This window comes from Herbaspirillum sp. 1173, assembly GCF_031455335.1.
GTDB classification, from domain to species: Bacteria; Pseudomonadota; Gammaproteobacteria; order Burkholderiales; family Burkholderiaceae_D; genus Herbaspirillum; species Herbaspirillum huttiense.
The window spans coordinates 627,139-643,708 of sequence record NZ_JAVDSP010000003.1 but is presented as its reverse complement, the minus strand read 5'-3'; the positions used below and the strand labels follow the sequence as shown (position 1 = coordinate 643,708).

The following is a 16,570-nucleotide window of genomic DNA, read 5'->3' as shown; positions in this document are numbered from 1 at the left end:
TCGCCGATCATGGTGGAGAAGATCTTTGAAGTGATCCGCAATGTGTCGGCACAGGGCATCACCATCCTGCTGGTGGAGCAGAACGCCAAGCTGGCGCTGCAGGCGGCGCATCGCGGCTACGTGATGGAGTCGGGCCTGATCACCATGGAAGGGCAGGCGCAGCAGATGCTGGATGATCCGCGGGTGAAGGCGGCTTATCTGGGTGAGGGATAAGTCGATCTATTATTCGTAAATGATATAAATCATTTGCGATACATCGACGAAAAAGCGCAGCCGAGGCTGCGCTTTTTTTGCGTCATCCAACCACGATGACGCAGGGATGAACAATCGCTGCCATCAGGCCGCCTTGCGTGCCCGCACCTCATTGCGCAGGCTGCGCACCTTGTCATGGTTGGCCAGCACGCCCTGATACTGGCGCTCGATGACCAGGCGAATATCGGTCGGCAGCTCTTCACTCAAGGCCTTGCGATAGGCATTGACGGCGGCATCCTCGCCGCGTTCGCATTCGTCCAGAATGCTTTCGTCATCACGTCCGGTGATGGCGCTTTTCAGGTTCACCCACTGGCGGTGCAGCGTGCCACCCAGCGTACTGTGGCTGGCCGGTTCGCCGCCCAGGCGCTGCACCAGGTCCTGCAGGTCCAGCGCGGCCTGGGCGCAGGCCGTCGCGCGTTCCCTGAAGGTTTCCTTGTAGGGGATATAGCGTTCCTGTGCATCATCGGCGCAGGCACGGAAGCCTTTTTCGCCATCGATGGAAATCTGGATCAGGTCGTTCAGGGTGGAAATCAGGTGGTCGTTGGTCATGTTGTCTTCCTTTCTTTTGGCTCGCCTTCTTCACGCACCGCTGCAGCGCGGATGCAAATGGAAGCGGCAGTGAGTCGGTCAGTGGACGAAGAAATAGATCAGCACCAGCAGAAATGCCGGGACGCCACACAGCCATGCGAGGAAATACTTGCCCATGATGTTCTCCTTGTCGGGTTCAGGTAAATGGTCAACGATCCGGTTTTCCCCTTGCTCACCTGCCGGACGAAACGGGACCGTCATTGCACGTTTCCATCCTAGGATCCGGGCGTATCGATTTCCATCGGACTGGACCGCAAGCCGATGTAGGAAACGGCCCAGCTTTTTGCTGCCTGAAACGCTACGGTGAGCAACACCCGACCCGGCGAAACGCCAATGCTGACAAGGCTTTCCGCTTTGTCCTACAAAACAATCGGCCGCCGTCCTATAGAGCAGAACAGTAGGCGCTCGCTATCATTTTTCCCATGATGTTCACGGTGACTCAGGCAGCAAAAAACGCTGCTGCGAATCGCGAACATGTCTACGCAAGACCTGCACCGCTCCTTTCAATCCATGTTGAACCCTTGACCACGAGGAACCACATCATGAACAAGAAGACGATCACCGGCCAGTTCAATTTTGCCCTCGGCAAGTTCCAGGAAAGCGTGGGATCGGTGCTGGGCAACGTGCAACTGCAGCGTGCGGCACAGCGCCGCCAGATGGACGGTCGCATCATGCACGCCGTCGGCGAAGCGCAGGATCTGATCAAGCGCTCCCTGCGCCAGCGTGCGGGTTCGCTGTAAGGCGACGCCGCTGCGACGCAAACCGAAGGAGAGCATTGATGAGTTTCGGAAAGACATTGTTGTGGGCCGCCGGCATCGCCGGTGTGGCCGTCGGTGCCAGCCTGCGCATGCTGGCTCGCCAGGCGCAGCGCCGCGACCAGCGCCAGCAGGACATCGCCCTGCAGCGCTGGGAAGACGAGGGCGGCAGCCCGCCGCCGACGGCCCGCCGCCGCGTGCGGTGACAGGCGGCAACGCAGGTTGATGGGCCTTTGTCCTACACGCCAATCGGGCTGACTCCGATACAAAGCGCAACAAGGCATCGGTATCGTGCACCTGACTCGCTGAGACAAGCGGCAACCCGCATCAGGCATCGAGCGGATAGCGCGAAAGCAGCACCGTGCAATACAGGTAACAGACCAGGTAATACAAGGCAACACAGCAGCAGGACAGCATCAACGAAGGCGCCGGAAATTGCGTCGAGTCAGTCCGCAACCGCCCGGCATGACCAAGAACAAGGGAGGAGATCATGGACAAGCTCGTGCTCGGATGGCTTCTGGGTGTGCCGGTGCTGATGCTGATCGTGCTGCAGTACCTGATGTGAGCAACACCGTGAGAATGCCTCACCTCGGGTGGTCGGATCATCCCCGCCGCCCCGATCAAACCGTAACGCATACAAGGAGGCCAAGCATGCAAGCCAACAAGTTCAAGACCGCCCGTACCGACGTGCAATCCCTGCTGCAACAAGCTCAGGACCTGTTCGCCGAGGCCGCCAACGCCACCGGCAAGAAGGCCGACGATCTGCGCGCCAGCGCCCAGGATCTGCTGGAGCAGGCCCTCAACACCGCGCAGGATGCGCAGGCCGCAGTAGTTGAAACCGGCCGCCAGATCGTCACCAGCACCGACGATTACGTGCAGTCCAACCCGTGGCGTGCCATCGCCATCGGCACCGGCATCGGCCTGTTGGTCGGTCTGGCCGTGGGCCGCAGCGCGGACCGCTACTGAGCACTGCGCAGAGGATTTTCCCGGAACCCGGTGTGGCCCTCGCGGCCAGTCCGGATCCAGCCAGGCGCGCTGCCGGCGATGAAAGCTGAAGCGCGCATTAGTCAAGAAACCGGAGAGAAGGAATGACCATGACCAAGAATCCACCGAAAACCGACGTCAAGAGCAAGCAAAGCTTCCACCTCGACAAGGACGCCATCCGTGCCGCCGCCAAGAAGATCGATGACGGTGCCGTCACCGAAGGCTATCGCGGCAACCGCGAAGAAGTCGTGGCGATGTTGAACGATGCCCTGGCGACCGAGCTGCTGTGCGTGATGCGCTACAAGCGCCACTACTACACCGCCAAGGGCCTGAACGTGGAAGCGATCAAGGGCGAGTTCCTGGCGCACGCACAGGAAGAGCAAAGCCACGCCGACCAGATTGCCGAGCGCATCGTGCAACTCAATGGCGAGCCCGATTTCAATCCCAAGACCATTGCCGAGCGCAGCCATGCGCAATACGACGAGTCCGAGGACATCAAGGACATGATTCGCGCCAACCTGGTGGAAGAGCGTGTGGCCATCGAAGCCTATCGCCAGATGATCGAACGCATCGGCGACGACGATCCGACCACCAAGCACCTGCTGATCCAGATCATGGCGCAGGAAGAAGAGCACGCCGACGACATGAGCGATCTGCTGGGCCTGTAAGCCCGCTCAGAACGCACTGGAACAGCCGACCATTCCGGGAATTCGTTCCCGCAACTTTGCAAGGAGACTGACATGAACTGGGACATCGTTGAAGGCAACTGGAAGCAATTCAAGGGCAAGGCCAAGGAACAGTGGGGCAAGCTGACCGATGACGACCTCGACGTCATCGCCGGCAAGCGCGACCAGCTGGCCGGCCGCGTGCAGGAAGCCTACGGCGTGAGCAAGGACGAAGCCGAAAAGCAGATTCGCGACTGGGAAGATCGCAACAAGGATCTGCGCCAGTAAGCGCCCCTGCTTTTCGACGTACCGCCGCCGGGCGCGCAGTCCCGGCGTGGGTACGGCAAGGAGTTGGAGTGTGTGAGTGTGAGTGAGTGCAAGTGCAGGACGCAGGCCGGTCACCATGCCGGCCTGCATAAGAATACGGCCCCAGGCCGCAACCCAAGCAAACCATGAGGAAGGACACAATGAAAAAAATCATCGCAACCATGATCTTCGGCGCAGCCGCTATCGGCATGCATGGCGCAGTCTTCGCAGCCGATCCGGCAGCGGCCCAGTACAAGGCAGACAAGGCCAAGGCCGATGCCGACTACAAGGCGGCCAAGAAGAAGTGCGGTCCTTTGAAGGGCAACGACAAGGATGTCTGCGAGAAGGAAGCCAAGGCAGCTCACGAATCCACCATCTCTGACGCCAAGGCCAAGCGCAAGGGCGTGGAAGCCGACAAGGACGCCATGAAGGACAAGAACGACGCCAACTATGACGTCGCCAAGGAAAAGTGCGATGCCATGAGCGGCGACGCCAAGGACAAGTGCGTGGCCAATGCCAAGGCCAAGTTCGGCAAGTAATCCTGTCCCGCGCGATTGAGCGCAATGGCAGTGGATTTGCACCGGGCCAGGGGCCCGGGCGGATCCAAGGCAAATTCTTTATTTCGTTCCTGTCGCAGTCACCTGATTGCGCAAACCAACTCAAAGGAGTTTCATCATGTCGCTGACCAAAATGTCCCTGACCAAGCGTTTCCTCGGTTTCTTCCTGGCCCTGTTCATGGTTTCCCTGGTGGGCTGCGCATCCAGCCCGGGCAAGGAAGGCACCGGCGAGTACGTCGATGATGCCGTCATCACCACCAAGGTGAAGGCTGCCATCTTCAACGAGCCGAATCTGAAGTCCGCTGAAATCAACGTCGAAACCTACAAGGGCGTGGTCCAGCTGTCCGGTTTCGTCTCCAGCTCCACCTCCGCTGCCCGCGCTACCGAACTGGCCCGTGGCGTCAAGGGTGTGGTCTCGGTGCGTAATGACCTGCGCCTGAAGCAATAACGCGGGGAACTTGCAAGCGCGTGGCCGGTCTGTTGACCGGTCCGCGCTTTGTCAGCTTGTGGACGTGCCACTTGCAAAGCGCATCGGGCGAGCCGGTGCGTTTCGCAAGAAGACAGGTCAGGGCCTGTCAGGTATAGTTGGAACCCGTTGCTGCCAGGCAGGGGCAGGCCAGCCGGCTTGTCAGGACAGGGAGGCAGCGATGCCGGCCGCAGGACGCGCGTGAATCGTGTACAGATTGCTGTACGGAATCGTGTGCAGGGTCCTCGCCGGAATCGAGTAAAAACATAAAACAGGTCCAAGCAGCGCCAACGGCGCTGAAGTATCAATTCACCGCTCAAAAATGCCATGACAAAAATACTTGTAGTCGATGACCACGCGGTCGTACGGGCTGGTGTGCACCACTTCATTTCGGAAATTCCGTCGATGGAAATCGGCGGGGAGGCCAGCACGGCGGAAGAAGCCATTCGCCTGGTGCGAACACAGGACTGGGATATCGTGTTGCTCGATATCGCCATGCCCGACAAGAGTGGCGTGGAAGTGCTGAAGCAGATCAAGCGAGAAAAACCGGAATTGCCGGTACTGATGCTGTCGATGCACCCCGAGAGCCGCTATGCGGTGCAGGTGCTGCGCAGCGGTGCCTCCGGCTATGTGCAGAAGGAAGCGCTGGCGACCGAACTGGTCAACGCCATCAACACCATCCTGCGCGGGCACAAGTACATCAGCTATGGCGTGGCCGAGCTGCTCACCAGCGAACCGGTGGATTCGGAAAAGCCGTTGCATGAAACCTTGTCGCAGCGTGAGTACGAGATCTTCTACAAGCTCGGTCAAGGCCAGGGTGTGACGCAGATCGCCGACGAGCTGTGCCTGTCGGTCAAGACCGTGAGTACCTATCGTTCGCGCGTGCTGCAGAAGATGAGCATGACCAACAACGCGGACATCATTTATTACGCGATCAAGAACAATCTGATCGACTGAGCCGGGTTTCCCCCGGGCGGATATGCCGCCGTCACTGGCCATTCTGGCCAGGCGGCAGGCAAGGAAGAGTGGTACGGCGCATCATGGATGACAATCTCAACAGCAGGGCCCAGCGCGACAGCGACGGGACGCCCTTGCGGATCTTCCTGGTGGAGGATTCGGAGGACGTGCGGGACCTGATCGTGGAGAGCCTGTCGGAAATCGCCGGTGTGCGCCTGGTGGGCTACGCCGAAACCGAACTGGAGGCCTTGCGCCATCTGCAGCAGAACAGCTATGACGTACTGATCCTGGACATCCAGTTGAAGCAGGGCAATGGCATGAGCCTGCTGCAGTCCCTGGCGCGCTCCAATACGCGTCGCCAGAGCGAAGTGAAGGTAGTGTTCAGCAATCATGTGAGCCCGACTTATCGGCGCGTGGGAGTGCAATGCGGGGTGCAGCACTTCTTTGACAAGTCGTCAGAATTGCCGCTGCTGTGTGACCTGCTGGAAGAACTGGCACAGAAGAGAGCGGGCAAGTCCGGGCGCACCTCATCGAGCAGCAATACGCCGCCGCAGGGGCGGGCGCAGACGGGCGGAATGTAAGTTTATTTTTTTGCTGCATCATGTGGTGCAGCTACCCAGCATGTCGCCAGGGCAGTTCGGCGCGACCTTGATGGATCAGACAATCAGAACCGATCATGGCAAGCAGGCCGCCACAGAAGGCGCGCAGGCGGCACGGGTCGCACCAAAGCAAGGGATTTTCGACGATGCAGAAGAACAATGACGGCCTTCGTCCGTCCTCCGCCGATCTCCAGAACAGCGCATCGGTGGAGTATTTTGCCGCGTCACACGCGCATTACAGCAGCATGGTGACGCTGGCCATGGGCCTGTCCATGGCGGTGATCCTGCTGGGCGTGGTGGTGCTGGTGACCGGCCTGCTGGGCGAAGAATATCGTCGCCTGCTCTCGGGCCTGCTGGCCGTGCGGGAGGTGACGGCGGGCGGGTTCATCCTGGGCGCTTCGGCGCTCTATTTCCGCTGCATGCATTCCGGCGCGCGCCGTCCTTCGGTGCGCAAGCTGGCCGTCGGCCTGGCGGTATTGCTATTGGTGCTGGGCGTGGCCTCGCTGGTGCAGGGGATCATGTACTCGCTGGGCTGGTTGCCGCTGGATGGTGCGCATCCGATTTCGCCACTGGCCATTCCGCCCTTGCTGTCGGTGGGCTTCGTGCTGATGGCGCTGGCCTTGCTGCTGCACGACTGGCGTCTGCTGGGCGGGTACTACCCGGCGGAATACCTGGCTTTCACGCTCATGGCGCTGTCGGCCATTCCGCTGGTGGGCTACCTGTATGACGTGAGCCAGTTCATCTATCTCGATTTCCCGCTGCCCATCTCTTTGCTGTCGTCGCTGGTGTTTGCACTGCTGGGCGCGGCCTTGCTGATGGCGCGTCCCTCGCATCCGCTCATGGCGGTGATCCTGCGCATGGCGCCCGGTGGCCAGATGCTGCGCCATCTGCTGCCGCAGACCCTGTTCCTGCTGCTGGCCTTCAGCCTGCTGCTGAACTGGGGCATGACGCATGGCTGGATCCTGCCGGAGCTGGTGCTGCCGACCCTGACGCTGATCAACGGCGTGATCGTGCTCTTCATCTTCTGGGGCTCGGCCAGCCGGCTCGACAGCGAATACGGCGAACGCACGCGCAACGCCCAGAAGCTGGCCGAAACCAGTGCGTTGCTCAATGCCGTCAGTGAAAGTACCAGCGACCCGATCTTCGTCAAGAACCGCCAGGGCCTGATGATCTTCGCCAACCCGGCCACGCTGCACAAGCTGGGCAAGACTTGGGAAGAGACCATGTACCGCTCGAGCCGTGAACTGTTCCTGGTCGAGGAAGAGGCCGACACCGTCGACCGCGATGATCGCCGCGTCATGGCCTCGGGCAAGCCCGAGAAGCTGGAGCAGACGCTCCACCTGCCCGAAGGCGTGGTGACCTTCCAGACTGCCAAGGTGCCGTGGTTCGGCAAGGATGGCAGCGTGCAGGGTGTGATCGGCATCAGCACCGACATCACCGAACGCAAGCAGGCCGAGGATGAATTGCGCGAGCGCGAGAGCCGGCTGGAAAAGACCGTCATCGAGCGTACGGCGCTGCTGCGCGAACTGACCAACCACCTGGAAACGGTGCGCGAGGAAGAAAAGCGTGCCATCGCCCGCGAGTTGCATGACAACATGGGCGCGTCGCTGACGGCCCTGTCGATGCACCTGGAAGGGGTCTACCAGATCCTGCCGCCGGATGAAAAATGGGCCGATCGCAAGACCCGCATGCAAGGCCTGATGAAGTCGCTGGTGGCCACCACCCGGCGCATCCAGACCGAGCTGCGTCCCAATACCCTGGACCTGTTCGGACTGAAGGCCGCGATCTCGGAACAGCTTGATGAATTGCACGAGCGCACCGGCATCGCCTGCCACGCCAGCCTGCCCGATGAAGACGTCGATGTGGGCCACGAGATGGAAATCGCCATCTACCGCATGCTGCAGGAAATGCTCAACAACGTGACCAAGCACGCCAAGGCCAGCAAGGTCGACGTGATTCTCGATGTCGATGAGGATCATGTGGCGCTGACCGTGCGCGACGATGGCGTGGGCATTCCCGAAGAGCGGCGCGACAACCACAAGACCTACGGTCTGCGCGGCCTGCGTGAGCGTGCCACCTTCTTTGGTGGCGAGGTCGATATCCGCTCCACGCCGGGCAAGGGCGCGCTCATCAGCATCAGCCTGCCGATCCGTCCGGAACTTGCTGCCAGCGAGACTTGACGGGCCGGCGCCCGACGGTATTCAAGATTGCGTCACACCCTCTGAAAGCCGCCCCCAGGGCGGCTTTTTGCGTTTTGGTGAGGTTTGTTTGGGGAGCGTTTTTCCTGCACCGTTTTTCGTTTTTTCCTACGCGTGAAAGGACGACTCTCTTATGTTCGCCCGACAGGCTCATCGGTACCATGGATTCATCGTCACTCACCGCCCGTCGGGCCGGCAAGGGTGGCGGAGCCGGCAGCCAGCCCAGTGCGGCACCGGGTAACCATCAGGCAAACAACCCAAAGGAGCCATCATGAACAAGGACCAGATTAAAGGCAGCTTGAAGGAAGTGGCAGGCAAGGTGCAGGAGAAGACCGGTGAGCTGACCGGCAATACCAGCCAGCAGGTCAAGGGTGCTGCCAAGCAGGTCGAAGGCAACGTCCAGAAGACCTATGGCGATGCCAAGGAAGCCGCCAAGGACTAAGTCCTGAATGTCCGTGTTCCGGTGACCTGATCAGGCACCGGCGGCACGGGCCGGCAGGGTGTGAAGGACATCTGAAGCAGGCAGCACAGCGCGTGTAGGAAAACGCCTACACCAATATCGGAAACGGCTGATTTTGTGATGCAGCAATTTCCGCGACCATGTGGTCATGGTGCTGGTAGAGCCGGGAATTGCAAAAGAGTTCACGGTTTGCCGCATGAAATTTTGCTCACCGCCAGAAGGGACCCCTGAAAGGGACGACCATGAAAAAAACAGTCGGTATTTGCATGCTGGCAGCCGCTTCGGCTTTCGCCTCTCACGCTTTCGCAGAAACTCCGCAAGCCGTCGACAGCGCATCGCGCTGGTCGGCTTCCACGATGGACCGTCACATGCCGGTGGATGCAGCGCGTCTGCACAAGCTGGGGCAGAAGAAATTCCGCTACATGGACATGGCCGAGAGCAAGCGCTCCAAGTCCCTCCAGAACGCCGTGCTGCTGTTTGGCGCACGCGCCGATGGCAAGGATCCGGCAGCGCAACGCGAACCGGCCAAGGCTGCGCCCAGCGCACCGGTTTATCGTGATCACGCACAACAGCCCAAGGCACCGCGCGTGATCATGCGTCCGTCGACCTGATCGGCGGCCGTATTCCCCTATTCGACAAAGAGGAAGGAGTCATCATGAAGACCATGCAAAAACTGGCAGTGACCTCGGTAGCCATCTGTGCCTTTGCCGCCCTGACCGGCTGCAGCGGCATGACCCAGCAAGACAAGAACACCGCCATCGGCGCAGGTGCCGGTGCCGTCGGTGGTGCCGTCCTCACCGGTGGCAGCGCCATCGGGACCGTGGGTGGTGCCGCCGTCGGTGGCGTCATCGGCAATCAGGTCGGCAAGTAATTCGCTGGCCGGCTGATCCCGGCCGCCGCTCCTCGCGCTGAGGAGCGGCCCACTACAACGCCGCGACAGGGTGACCTGGCGCGGCGTTGTTGCATTCAGGAGGTGGATGGCGACCGCTTATCTTGCCGCCGACTTGGCGCCGTGCTTGTGCATCGGCTTGCGCTCGCCCTTGATGGGTGTCGCCGCGGGTTCGCCGCCCTGGTAGTCCTTGAAGATGCGCTGTGCCCGCGCAGCATCCTGCGACCTGGCGTCGGCTGCTTGCTTGCGGCAGGCTGCAGCATCCTTCCCGCGTAGGCTGCGGCAGCCCTGCAGCGCCTCGGCATAGGCGGCAGCGGTTTCCTTGTTCAGGTTTTGCAGCCGGCCTTTGGCGCTGTTGTCTTCCTGGTACCAGCGCTGGGGATCGGCCTTGCTGACATCTTCTTCAGCAGCGTGCGCGGCGGCCGCGCAAAGCAGACTCAGGGCCGCCAGGAGAGCGGGCAGGGGAGAAGCGAGGAATTTATTGTTCATCTGATGTCAGCCTCATCACGGTACGGGAGCAGGGAAAGCCGTGCGTGTGAGCTTGCCCCGGCAGTGCGAGGCGGCGTCCACAAGCAAACGGCGCGGACGGTGACAGGCACCGTCCGCGCCGTTTTCCCGTCCGCCACCGGATGGTATCAGGCTTGCGGGAGGGAAGGGAGCGTCTGAAGGCTGGGGCCAGGGCAGCCGGACCGCACAGGCCGGCTGCCGCCCCGCCTTATATCTTGCCGAGCAGCAGCAGGATCAGCAGGATGATGACGATGGTGCCAGCGATACCGCTGGGACCATAGCCCCAGCTGCGGCTGTGCGGCCAAGCGGGGATGACGCCGAGCAGGATCAGGATCAGGACGATGAGCAGGATGGTGCCGAGGGTCATGGATTTCTCCTTTGTTATTGAGTTCGTTCTTGCCCGCCAGGGTGCAAGCGCCGGGTGATTCGTAAAGCTGGGGTCATCTTAGGGTCAGCCGGTCCGCCGCACGATCAGCGCCCATCGCAATGTGCTGTAGGAAAATCCGGCAAGCGTGAGTAGGTGGCCGCGCCCCCGGCTTGGCCAGCGCAGGCCATCGTTGCGACCCTGACAAATCGCTGCCAACTTGGTGCAAGGCACAACCGAAGTGCGGATCCCGCCCGATTTGATCGCGCCGCGCGGTCCTCCTCCTGCCGCTGCGGATCTCATCGTGTTCCCTCGCAACGCAGTTCCCATGCGGCTTTCCGAGGTGCGTCGCGGTTCTGGCACGCTCTTTGCTGAAGCTGATGCACAAGCGCAGCAATGCGCAAGCAACGTGAAGGTGTGGCCAATGGCGGTCGCGCCGTCCAGGACAAAGGCGTCTTCCGGTATGGGTCATCCATGTCGGAACACGCCTTTTTTTGTTTGGGCTTTCTTCAAATCGCAACGCAAGGGGAATGGTGCTATGGAATCCAAAGGTCAGGCAGGCAAGACAGGCGCGCTCGGCAGCGGCATGCAGGATGCACAGGACAGCGCGCTCAAGGCAGCGGACAGGGTGGACGGCAAGCGCCGCTCCCTTCTGCAGGGCGGTGCACTGGCCGCCGGCAGCGGCATGCTGGGCATGCTCCCGGGCGGTGCGTGGGCGGCCGGCTCGGACAAGCCGGAAAAGGAAGAAGTCAAGATCGGCTTCATCCCCCTGACCGATTGCGCCTCGGTGGTGATGGCCTCGGTGCTGGGTTTCGACAAGAAGTACGGCATCAAGATCGTCCCCAGCAAGGAAGCCTCCTGGGCCGGCGTGCGCGACAAGCTCACCAACGGCGAACTGGATGCGGCCCACGTGCTGTATGGCCTGATCTATGGCGTGCAACTGGGCATCGGCGGCCAGAAGAAGGACATGGCGGTGCTGATGGGCCTGAACCATAACGGCCAGGCCATCACCTTGTCCAAAAAGCTGGCTGACAAGGGGGCAGTCGATGGCGCATCGCTCTACAAGCTGATGCAGACCGACAAGCGCGAATACACCTTCGCACAGACCTTCCCGACCGGCACCCACGCGATGTGGCTGTATTACTGGCTGGCCGCCAACGGCATCAATCCGATGAAGGATGCCAAGGTGATTACGGTCCCGCCGCCGCAGATGGTGGCCAACATGCGGGTGGGCAACATGGATGGCTTCTGCGTGGGCGAGCCCTGGGGCCATCGCGCCATCGTCGATGGCGTGGGCATCACCGCCATCACCACCCAGGACATCTGGAAGGACCATCCCGAGAAGGTGCTGGGCACTTCGCTGGAGTTCGTGCAGAAGTACCCCAACACCTGTCGCGCCATGATGGCCGCCATCCTGGAGGCCAGCAAGTGGATCGATGCCTCGCTGGCCAACAAGAACAAGATGGCCGAGGTGATCGCCGACAAATCCTATGTGAACACCAGCAAGGACGTGATCGACCAGCGCATCCTCGGGCGCTACCAGAACGGCCTGGGCAAGACCTGGGACGATCCCAACTACATGAAGTTTTACGACGAAGGCCAGGTCAACTTCCCCTTCCTCTCCGATGGCATGTGGTTCATGACCCAGCACCGCCGCTGGGGCCTGTTGAAGAGTGATCCGGATTACCTGGCCGTGGCCAAGTCGGTCAACCAGATCGATCTCTACAAGGACGCTGCCGCGATGACCAAGACACCGCTGCCCAAGGACGTCATGCGCAGTTCCAAACTGATGGACGGTACGGTGTGGGACGGCAAGAATCCGGCGGCCTACGCGCAGGCGTTCAAGATCAAGGTGTAAGCGGGTGCGGCCTGCGCCGTGTCCATCAAGGTGAAGTGCTTAGAGCAAGGGGAAGATGATGAGTGCAGTCGCAGAAAGCATCATGGGTGAGAACGCCAAGCCCGCCGGCAACGGCCACGCCGGCGTGTCTGCTGCCGGCGAGCCGGTGCGTGCAGCCGCCGCCAACGAAGCGCAGGTGGCACCCGCCGCCAGCCCTGCCGGCAGCGTGAAAGCGCGCAGCCTGCGCAAGAAGATCATCGCGGGCGGACTCTTCATGCGCGTGGTGCCGCCCCTGCTGGGGGTGGCGCTGCTGGTGCTGGTCTGGCAGATCATCGCCTTGAAGACCGCCAGCTTCCCCACGCCATGGGTGACCCTGAAGGAAGCGGGCGTGATGTTTTCCGATCCCTTCTACCGCAACAGTCCCAATGACCAGGGCATAGGCTGGAACGTGCTGGCTTCGCTGCAGCGGGTCGGCATGGGCTTCGGACTGGCGGCGCTGGTGGGCATTCCGCTGGGCTTTGCGATTGGCCGCGTGGAATTCCTCTCGCGCATGTTCGGCCCCATCATCAGCCTGCTGCGTCCGGTCTCGCCGCTGGCCTGGCTGCCCATTGGCCTGCTGGTGTTCAAGTCGGCCAATCCGGCGGCGATCTGGTCGATCTTCATCTGCTCGATCTGGCCGATGATCATCAACACGGCCGTCGGTGTGCAGCGCGTGCCGCAGGATTACATGAACGTGGCGCGCGTGCTCAATCTCTCCGAATGGAAGGTGCTGACCAAGATCCTGTTCCCTTCGGTGTTGCCCTACATGCTGACCGGCGTGCGCCTTTCCATCGGTACTGCGTGGCTGGTGATCGTGGCCGCCGAGATGCTGACCGGCGGCGTCGGCATCGGCTTCTGGGTCTGGGATGAATGGAACAACCTGAACGTGCCGCACATCATCATCGCCATCGTCGTCATCGGGGTGGTCGGGCTGGTGCTGGAACAATTGCTGGTGGCGTTGGCCAAGGCGTTCACCTACGAGCAGGTCAACAACTGAGGAGGGCAGGATCATGGACAACATCAACGGCAAGTTCATCGATATCCACGGTGTGGAGATGGTGTTCCACACCAGGAAGGGCGTCTTCCATGCACTGCGCGAGATCAACCTGACGGTGGCCAAGGGCGAGTTCGTCTCCTTGATCGGCCACTCCGGCTGCGGCAAGTCGACCTTGCTGAACCTGATTGCGGGCCTGCTCAAGCCCAGTGATGGCGTACTGCTGTGTGCCAATCGCGAGATCGGTGGTCCGGCCCCGGAGCGTGCAGTGGTGTTCCAGAACCACTCGCTGCTGCCGTGGCTGACCTGCTATGAAAACATCTATCTCGGTGTGGAGCGGGTGTTCGGTGCCAGCGAAAATCGCACCCAGTTGCGTGACCGCACGCGCGCCGCGCTGGCCTTGGTCGGCCTGACGGCGGCCGAGAGCAAGCGGCCCAATGAGATCTCCGGCGGCATGAAGCAGCGTGTCGGCATTGCCCGCGCGCTGGCGATGGAGCCCAAGGTCCTGCTGATGGATGAACCCTTCGGCGCACTCGATGCACTGACCCGTGCGCACCTGCAGGATGAGTTGTTGAAGATCGTCGCCAAGACCGAATCGACGGTGGTGATGGTGACCCACGATGTGGATGAGGCGGTGCTGCTGTCGGACCGCATCGTGATGATGACCAATGGTCCCGCTGCCACCATTGGCGAGATCGTGGAAGTGAAGCTGCCGCGTCCGCGCGACCGTGTCTCGCTGGCGCAGGATGCGCAGTATGGTGCCTATCGCACGGCGGTGCTGGAGTTCCTGTATCGCAAGCAGGCGCATCCGGCGCGGGAAGCGGCGTAAGCCCGCGTCAGACCCTTCTGCCGGCCACCTGTCCAATGCAATTGAAGGAGATGTCCATGAGCAGCCTGGCTGTCATCGAGGAGGCCCCTGTTGAGGGCGCTGAGGAGTCCGCACTCGTTCCGCTCTCGGGCGAAGTGTTTGGTGCCCTGATCAATCTCTCTGGCCGCCGCCGCTTCACGTCGCAGCGCTTGGTGTTGTACGCGGTGCTCGCAGCACAGGGCCAGCAGGGGGCTTGTGCCACTGCGCGCGAGGCATTGGGACTGTTCCGCAGCGCCCATGCGGCCTTGCTCAAGCGCTCCGGGGACTTGCCCGGCGTATTCTGCCCGGAGCTGGAAGAGGTGTATTTCGGACGCAGCCGGGGCGATGCGCGCATCACCAGTTTTGCCGAACTGGCGCAACGTGCGCTCAATGCCATCGAGGACAAGCTCAAGACCGGTCCGGCCCTGCTGGAACAGCTGGTGCAGGAAACCACGCCGCTGCTGGCCGTGTTGAACGAGATCACGGCGGTCTACGAAGCGCAGTCGAAGAAGCATGCGCGCCTCATGCGCGAGCAGTTGCGCGGCATCATGACCGACATCGAAACCATTGCACGCGAAGCCAAGATGGTGGCCTTCAATGCCCGCATCGTGGCAGCGCGATCAGGACAGGCTGGCAGGGAATTCTCGGTGGTGGCTGGTGTGCTTTCCAACATCACCGGTGAAATCGATGAACTGGTCAAGGAAGCGCTGAGTGGCGCGGCGGCCTGAATGCGCCTTCCTGGTACCATTCATCTGCGTTTAATGCTCTTTTCCAGAGCATTGAATTTTGCTTAATGCTGCTTATCGGCTCTTCAGCGCCGCCCACGCCACCAGCAGCCACGCTGCGAGAAAGGCCACACCGCCAAACGGCGTGATGGCACCGAGGATGCGGGTGCCGGTCAGGGCCAGCAGGTAGAGGCTGCCGCTGAAGATGACGATGCCCGCCAGCATCAGCCGGCCGGCCCAGTGCAGCGCGGCACCGGCCATGCGCGGCATCAGCAGCGCCACGGCGATCATGCCCAGCGCGTGCATGACCTGGTAGGTCACGGCGGTATGCCAGATCGCCAGCATCTCTTCGGAAATCATTTTCTTCAAACCGTGCGCGCCGAAGGCGCCACAGCCCACGGCCACGAACATGTTCAGCGCGCCAGCGGCGATCAGGGTGCGTTCTTTCATCGGTCTTGCTTTCAGTCGGGAAGATTCAGGGTTTCCAGTTCCGTCTCCGGCAGGCCATCTTTGCCCGCCGTCTCGACGGCATCCGGATAACAAGCGCGATGCTGTTCCTTGCCGCTGCTGCGTTCACGCACCACCAGTCCGGAGGAATCCTTGGGGAGGTTCTGCCCCTTGAAACCGGTGCGAATCATCCGGTCGTAGTAAAAATAATCGTAGCTGTCGGTACTGAAACGGACATGCGATTCGTAACCACCCGAATACATGGTGTAGCTGCGAAAGAATCGTCCTTCCGCAGGCTGGGGCGTATCGGGAAATTGCATTTCGATCTTGCTTGCAGTCCCGAAGCGGTATTGCAAGCGACTGCGCTTGTCGGGATAGTCCGCCGAGGCGCATAGTGACGCCGTTTTCTTGCGCGCGGTCTGGCAGCTGTAAATGATTTTCTCTCCCGGTTTGCAGAGGCTCTGGGGCAGGGGCGCTGCCAGCGCAGGAAACGACGGCAATCCAAGTAACAGGACGAGTATGCGTATTTTCATTTTGATTCAATAAGTCGGACGTACGCCTTTGCCCAGCCGATATTCATGCCGCAACACGAACTGCGATGTGGCGATCAGCCCCGACAATCCCAGTATCAGTTGCGTCAGCGTATCCGGCGGCAGCACCCAGACGCTGCCTGCGGGGGCCGGCACGTTGGCGGCAGCGCTGATGACCGGGGCCGCCCATGAGGCTTCCTCGCTCACGTCCAGCAGGATCTGGCCTTCGGGCGTGGTGTGCAGATGGATCTCGCCGCCCAGCTCCAGCGTGAAGCAGATGCCCTGGCCGGCGTTGACGGTGTTCATCTTGTGACGGAATACCACAGCCTGCAGCTCGCGGTTGTAGGTGTCGATCCAGGTCTCCACCTCCTGCACGTTCTGCAGCACGATCCATGCGCGCGGTGCGGGGATGGTGTCGGCACCGGCAACGGCGTCATCGGGGAAGATCGGTTCGGGGGCTTGCTCGGACATGGTCAATGCAGGACCGCGCCACGCGCGGCCCGTGGTGGCTACGGGGAAGGCAGCAGTATATAGGATCGCCGTGACTGGAGGCGCCAGCCGTCGACTTGCAAAAGTGCTTGCCTGGCGCTCGGCACTGGCGGTA

25 protein-coding genes and 1 pseudogene are annotated in these 16,570 nt (G+C 61.4%); 19 read left to right on the top strand and 7 right to left on the bottom strand.

The window, feature by feature from the left end:
- Positions 1 to 213, top strand: a pseudogene (locus J2X56_RS14720) (ABC transporter ATP-binding protein); the annotation flags it as partial.
- 123 nt (positions 214 to 336) lie between these two features.
- Here the strand turns inward: J2X56_RS14720 and J2X56_RS14715 are convergent.
- A complete protein-coding gene (locus tag J2X56_RS14715) occupies positions 337 to 801 on the bottom strand; it encodes a PA2169 family four-helix-bundle protein (RefSeq protein WP_034338206.1) in 465 nt (154 codons plus the stop codon).
- Between the two features lie 78 nt (positions 802 to 879).
- The gene (locus J2X56_RS14710; RefSeq protein WP_158601235.1) at positions 880 to 1,041 is read right to left on the bottom strand and encodes a hypothetical protein; all 162 of its coding nucleotides are present in this window, start codon (positions 1,039 to 1,041) and stop codon (positions 880 to 882) included.
- Between the two features lie 341 nt (positions 1,042 to 1,382).
- Here J2X56_RS14710 and J2X56_RS14705 point away from each other — a divergent pair, with 341 nt between their 5' ends.
- The 14 genes from J2X56_RS14705 (at position 1,383) to J2X56_RS14640 (ending at position 9,658) form a co-directional block, all read left to right on the top strand.
- The gene (locus tag J2X56_RS14705; RefSeq protein ID WP_034338209.1) at positions 1,383 to 1,580 is read left to right on the top strand and encodes a CsbD family protein; all 198 of its coding nucleotides are present in this window, start codon (positions 1,383 to 1,385) and stop codon (positions 1,578 to 1,580) included.
- Positions 1,581 to 1,618: 38 nt separating this feature from the next.
- Complete coding sequence (locus J2X56_RS14700) at positions 1,619 to 1,801, top strand: hypothetical protein (RefSeq protein ID WP_121037815.1); 183 nt, start codon at positions 1,619 to 1,621, stop codon at positions 1,799 to 1,801.
- A gap of 445 nt (positions 1,802 to 2,246) precedes the next feature.
- Positions 2,247 to 2,561 carry a YqjD family protein gene (locus tag J2X56_RS14695; protein ID WP_034338215.1) on the top strand — a complete coding sequence of 105 codons (315 nt, stop codon included), beginning with the start codon at positions 2,247 to 2,249 and terminating at the stop codon, positions 2,559 to 2,561.
- A 122-nt stretch (positions 2,562 to 2,683) separates the two neighbouring features.
- Positions 2,684 to 3,247, top strand: coding sequence for a ferritin-like domain-containing protein (locus tag J2X56_RS14690; RefSeq protein WP_034338218.1), 564 nt, complete (start codon positions 2,684 to 2,686; stop codon positions 3,245 to 3,247).
- Positions 3,248 to 3,319: 72 nt separating this feature from the next.
- The gene (locus J2X56_RS14685; protein WP_034338221.1) at positions 3,320 to 3,532 is read left to right on the top strand and encodes a CsbD family protein; all 213 of its coding nucleotides are present in this window, start codon (positions 3,320 to 3,322) and stop codon (positions 3,530 to 3,532) included.
- A 179-nt stretch (positions 3,533 to 3,711) separates the two neighbouring features.
- Complete coding sequence (locus J2X56_RS14680; protein ID WP_310160662.1) at positions 3,712 to 4,089, top strand: cell envelope biogenesis protein TolA; 378 nt, start codon at positions 3,712 to 3,714, stop codon at positions 4,087 to 4,089.
- Between the two features lie 136 nt (positions 4,090 to 4,225).
- Positions 4,226 to 4,555 carry a BON domain-containing protein gene (locus tag J2X56_RS14675; protein WP_008326489.1) on the top strand — a complete coding sequence of 110 codons (330 nt, stop codon included), beginning with the start codon at positions 4,226 to 4,228 and terminating at the stop codon, positions 4,553 to 4,555.
- 345 nt (positions 4,556 to 4,900) lie between these two features.
- Entirely contained in the window at positions 4,901 to 5,530 is a 630-nt protein-coding gene (locus J2X56_RS14670; RefSeq protein WP_006464715.1) for a response regulator transcription factor, read from the top strand.
- Between the two features lie 83 nt (positions 5,531 to 5,613).
- Positions 5,614 to 6,111 (top strand): response regulator, encoded by a 498-nt coding sequence (locus J2X56_RS14665; RefSeq protein WP_227022578.1) that lies wholly within the window; start codon positions 5,614 to 5,616, stop codon positions 6,109 to 6,111.
- 40 nt (positions 6,112 to 6,151) lie between these two features.
- On the top strand, positions 6,152 to 6,292 hold the full coding sequence (locus J2X56_RS14660) for a hypothetical protein (protein WP_166675041.1): 141 nt from the start codon (positions 6,152 to 6,154) through the stop codon (positions 6,290 to 6,292).
- A complete protein-coding gene (locus tag J2X56_RS14655; RefSeq protein WP_134134593.1) occupies positions 6,276 to 8,309 on the top strand; it encodes a PAS domain-containing protein in 2,034 nt (677 codons plus the stop codon). The genes J2X56_RS14660 and J2X56_RS14655 overlap by 17 nt, the downstream gene beginning before the upstream one ends.
- Before the next feature lie 289 nt (positions 8,310 to 8,598).
- Entirely contained in the window at positions 8,599 to 8,769 is a 171-nt protein-coding gene (locus J2X56_RS14650; protein WP_034338233.1) for a CsbD family protein, read from the top strand.
- Between the two features lie 260 nt (positions 8,770 to 9,029).
- Positions 9,030 to 9,398 (top strand): hypothetical protein, encoded by a 369-nt coding sequence (locus J2X56_RS14645; RefSeq protein WP_134134591.1) that lies wholly within the window; start codon positions 9,030 to 9,032, stop codon positions 9,396 to 9,398.
- Between the two features lie 44 nt (positions 9,399 to 9,442).
- Positions 9,443 to 9,658: a glycine zipper 2TM domain-containing protein gene (locus tag J2X56_RS14640; RefSeq protein ID WP_008326509.1), complete on the top strand. Its 216-nt coding sequence runs from the start codon at positions 9,443 to 9,445 to the stop codon at positions 9,656 to 9,658.
- 117 nt (positions 9,659 to 9,775) lie between these two features.
- On the opposite strand, the gene J2X56_RS14635 is transcribed toward J2X56_RS14640, so the two are convergent.
- Together J2X56_RS14635 and J2X56_RS14630 are read right to left on the bottom strand one after the other, a co-directional pair.
- Positions 9,776 to 10,165 (bottom strand): hypothetical protein, encoded by a 390-nt coding sequence (locus J2X56_RS14635; RefSeq protein WP_209531961.1) that lies wholly within the window; start codon positions 10,163 to 10,165, stop codon positions 9,776 to 9,778.
- Positions 10,166 to 10,391: 226 nt separating this feature from the next.
- Positions 10,392 to 10,550: a DUF3309 family protein gene (locus J2X56_RS14630; protein WP_039788823.1), complete on the bottom strand. Its 159-nt coding sequence runs from the start codon at positions 10,548 to 10,550 to the stop codon at positions 10,392 to 10,394.
- Between the two features lie 583 nt (positions 10,551 to 11,133).
- On the opposite strand from J2X56_RS14630, the gene J2X56_RS14625 reads away from it, so the two are divergent.
- The 4 genes from J2X56_RS14625 to J2X56_RS14610 are packed head-to-tail and all read left to right on the top strand — an operon-like array spanning position 11,134 to position 14,992.
- The gene (locus J2X56_RS14625) at positions 11,134 to 12,405 is read left to right on the top strand and encodes a CmpA/NrtA family ABC transporter substrate-binding protein (protein WP_310160670.1); all 1,272 of its coding nucleotides are present in this window, start codon (positions 11,134 to 11,136) and stop codon (positions 12,403 to 12,405) included.
- Positions 12,406 to 12,463: 58 nt separating this feature from the next.
- Complete coding sequence (ntrB, locus tag J2X56_RS14620; protein WP_310160661.1) at positions 12,464 to 13,420, top strand: nitrate ABC transporter permease; 957 nt, start codon at positions 12,464 to 12,466, stop codon at positions 13,418 to 13,420.
- A gap of 13 nt (positions 13,421 to 13,433) precedes the next feature.
- Positions 13,434 to 14,246: an ABC transporter ATP-binding protein gene (locus J2X56_RS14615; protein WP_310160660.1), complete on the top strand. Its 813-nt coding sequence runs from the start codon at positions 13,434 to 13,436 to the stop codon at positions 14,244 to 14,246.
- Positions 14,247 to 14,302: 56 nt separating this feature from the next.
- Entirely contained in the window at positions 14,303 to 14,992 is a 690-nt protein-coding gene (locus J2X56_RS14610) for a methyl-accepting chemotaxis protein (protein ID WP_121037830.1), read from the top strand.
- Between the two features lie 72 nt (positions 14,993 to 15,064).
- Here J2X56_RS14610 and J2X56_RS14605 read toward each other — a convergent pair whose 3' ends face one another.
- The 3 genes from J2X56_RS14605 to J2X56_RS14595 are packed head-to-tail and all read right to left on the bottom strand — an operon-like array spanning position 15,065 to position 16,437.
- The gene (locus tag J2X56_RS14605) at positions 15,065 to 15,439 is read right to left on the bottom strand and encodes a DUF423 domain-containing protein (RefSeq protein ID WP_121037833.1); all 375 of its coding nucleotides are present in this window, start codon (positions 15,437 to 15,439) and stop codon (positions 15,065 to 15,067) included.
- 11 nt (positions 15,440 to 15,450) lie between these two features.
- Positions 15,451 to 15,969 (bottom strand): hypothetical protein, encoded by a 519-nt coding sequence (locus tag J2X56_RS14600; protein ID WP_134040124.1) that lies wholly within the window; start codon positions 15,967 to 15,969, stop codon positions 15,451 to 15,453.
- 6 nt (positions 15,970 to 15,975) lie between these two features.
- A complete protein-coding gene (locus tag J2X56_RS14595; protein ID WP_039788816.1) occupies positions 15,976 to 16,437 on the bottom strand; it encodes a hypothetical protein in 462 nt (153 codons plus the stop codon).
- Positions 16,438 to 16,570: the final 133 nt, after the last annotated feature.

Excerpts from the sequence above, each read along its gene's own strand:
- J2X56_RS14715 (WP_034338206.1), bottom strand. The coding sequence starts at position 801 with ATGACCAACGACCACCTGATTTCCACCCTGAACGACCTGATCCAGATT.
- J2X56_RS14710 (WP_158601235.1), bottom strand. The coding sequence starts at position 1,041 with ATGACGGTCCCGTTTCGTCCGGCAGGTGAGCAAGGGGAAAACCGGATC.
- J2X56_RS14705 (WP_034338209.1), top strand. The coding sequence starts at position 1,383 with ATGAACAAGAAGACGATCACCGGCCAGTTCAATTTTGCCCTCGGCAAG.
- J2X56_RS14700 (WP_121037815.1), top strand. The coding sequence starts at position 1,619 with ATGAGTTTCGGAAAGACATTGTTGTGGGCCGCCGGCATCGCCGGTGTG.
- J2X56_RS14695 (WP_034338215.1), top strand. The coding sequence starts at position 2,247 with ATGCAAGCCAACAAGTTCAAGACCGCCCGTACCGACGTGCAATCCCTG.
- J2X56_RS14690 (WP_034338218.1), top strand. The coding sequence starts at position 2,684 with ATGACCATGACCAAGAATCCACCGAAAACCGACGTCAAGAGCAAGCAA.
- J2X56_RS14685 (WP_034338221.1), top strand. The coding sequence starts at position 3,320 with ATGAACTGGGACATCGTTGAAGGCAACTGGAAGCAATTCAAGGGCAAG.
- J2X56_RS14680 (WP_310160662.1), top strand. The coding sequence starts at position 3,712 with ATGAAAAAAATCATCGCAACCATGATCTTCGGCGCAGCCGCTATCGGC.
- J2X56_RS14675 (WP_008326489.1), top strand. The coding sequence starts at position 4,226 with ATGTCGCTGACCAAAATGTCCCTGACCAAGCGTTTCCTCGGTTTCTTC.
- J2X56_RS14670 (WP_006464715.1), top strand. The coding sequence starts at position 4,901 with ATGACAAAAATACTTGTAGTCGATGACCACGCGGTCGTACGGGCTGGT.
- J2X56_RS14665 (WP_227022578.1), top strand. The coding sequence starts at position 5,614 with ATGGATGACAATCTCAACAGCAGGGCCCAGCGCGACAGCGACGGGACG.
- J2X56_RS14660 (WP_166675041.1), top strand. The coding sequence starts at position 6,152 with ATGTCGCCAGGGCAGTTCGGCGCGACCTTGATGGATCAGACAATCAGA.
- J2X56_RS14655 (WP_134134593.1), top strand. The coding sequence starts at position 6,276 with ATGCAGAAGAACAATGACGGCCTTCGTCCGTCCTCCGCCGATCTCCAG.
- J2X56_RS14650 (WP_034338233.1), top strand. The coding sequence starts at position 8,599 with ATGAACAAGGACCAGATTAAAGGCAGCTTGAAGGAAGTGGCAGGCAAG.
- J2X56_RS14645 (WP_134134591.1), top strand. The coding sequence starts at position 9,030 with ATGAAAAAAACAGTCGGTATTTGCATGCTGGCAGCCGCTTCGGCTTTC.
- J2X56_RS14640 (WP_008326509.1), top strand. The coding sequence starts at position 9,443 with ATGAAGACCATGCAAAAACTGGCAGTGACCTCGGTAGCCATCTGTGCC.
- J2X56_RS14635 (WP_209531961.1), bottom strand. The coding sequence starts at position 10,165 with ATGAACAATAAATTCCTCGCTTCTCCCCTGCCCGCTCTCCTGGCGGCC.
- J2X56_RS14630 (WP_039788823.1), bottom strand. The coding sequence starts at position 10,550 with ATGACCCTCGGCACCATCCTGCTCATCGTCCTGATCCTGATCCTGCTC.
- J2X56_RS14625 (WP_310160670.1), top strand. The coding sequence starts at position 11,134 with ATGCAGGATGCACAGGACAGCGCGCTCAAGGCAGCGGACAGGGTGGAC.
- ntrB (WP_310160661.1), top strand. The coding sequence starts at position 12,464 with ATGAGTGCAGTCGCAGAAAGCATCATGGGTGAGAACGCCAAGCCCGCC.
- J2X56_RS14615 (WP_310160660.1), top strand. The coding sequence starts at position 13,434 with ATGGACAACATCAACGGCAAGTTCATCGATATCCACGGTGTGGAGATG.
- J2X56_RS14610 (WP_121037830.1), top strand. The coding sequence starts at position 14,303 with ATGAGCAGCCTGGCTGTCATCGAGGAGGCCCCTGTTGAGGGCGCTGAG.
- J2X56_RS14605 (WP_121037833.1), bottom strand. The coding sequence starts at position 15,439 with ATGAAAGAACGCACCCTGATCGCCGCTGGCGCGCTGAACATGTTCGTG.
- J2X56_RS14600 (WP_134040124.1), bottom strand. The coding sequence starts at position 15,969 with ATGAAAATACGCATACTCGTCCTGTTACTTGGATTGCCGTCGTTTCCT.
- J2X56_RS14595 (WP_039788816.1), bottom strand. The coding sequence starts at position 16,437 with ATGTCCGAGCAAGCCCCCGAACCGATCTTCCCCGATGACGCCGTTGCC.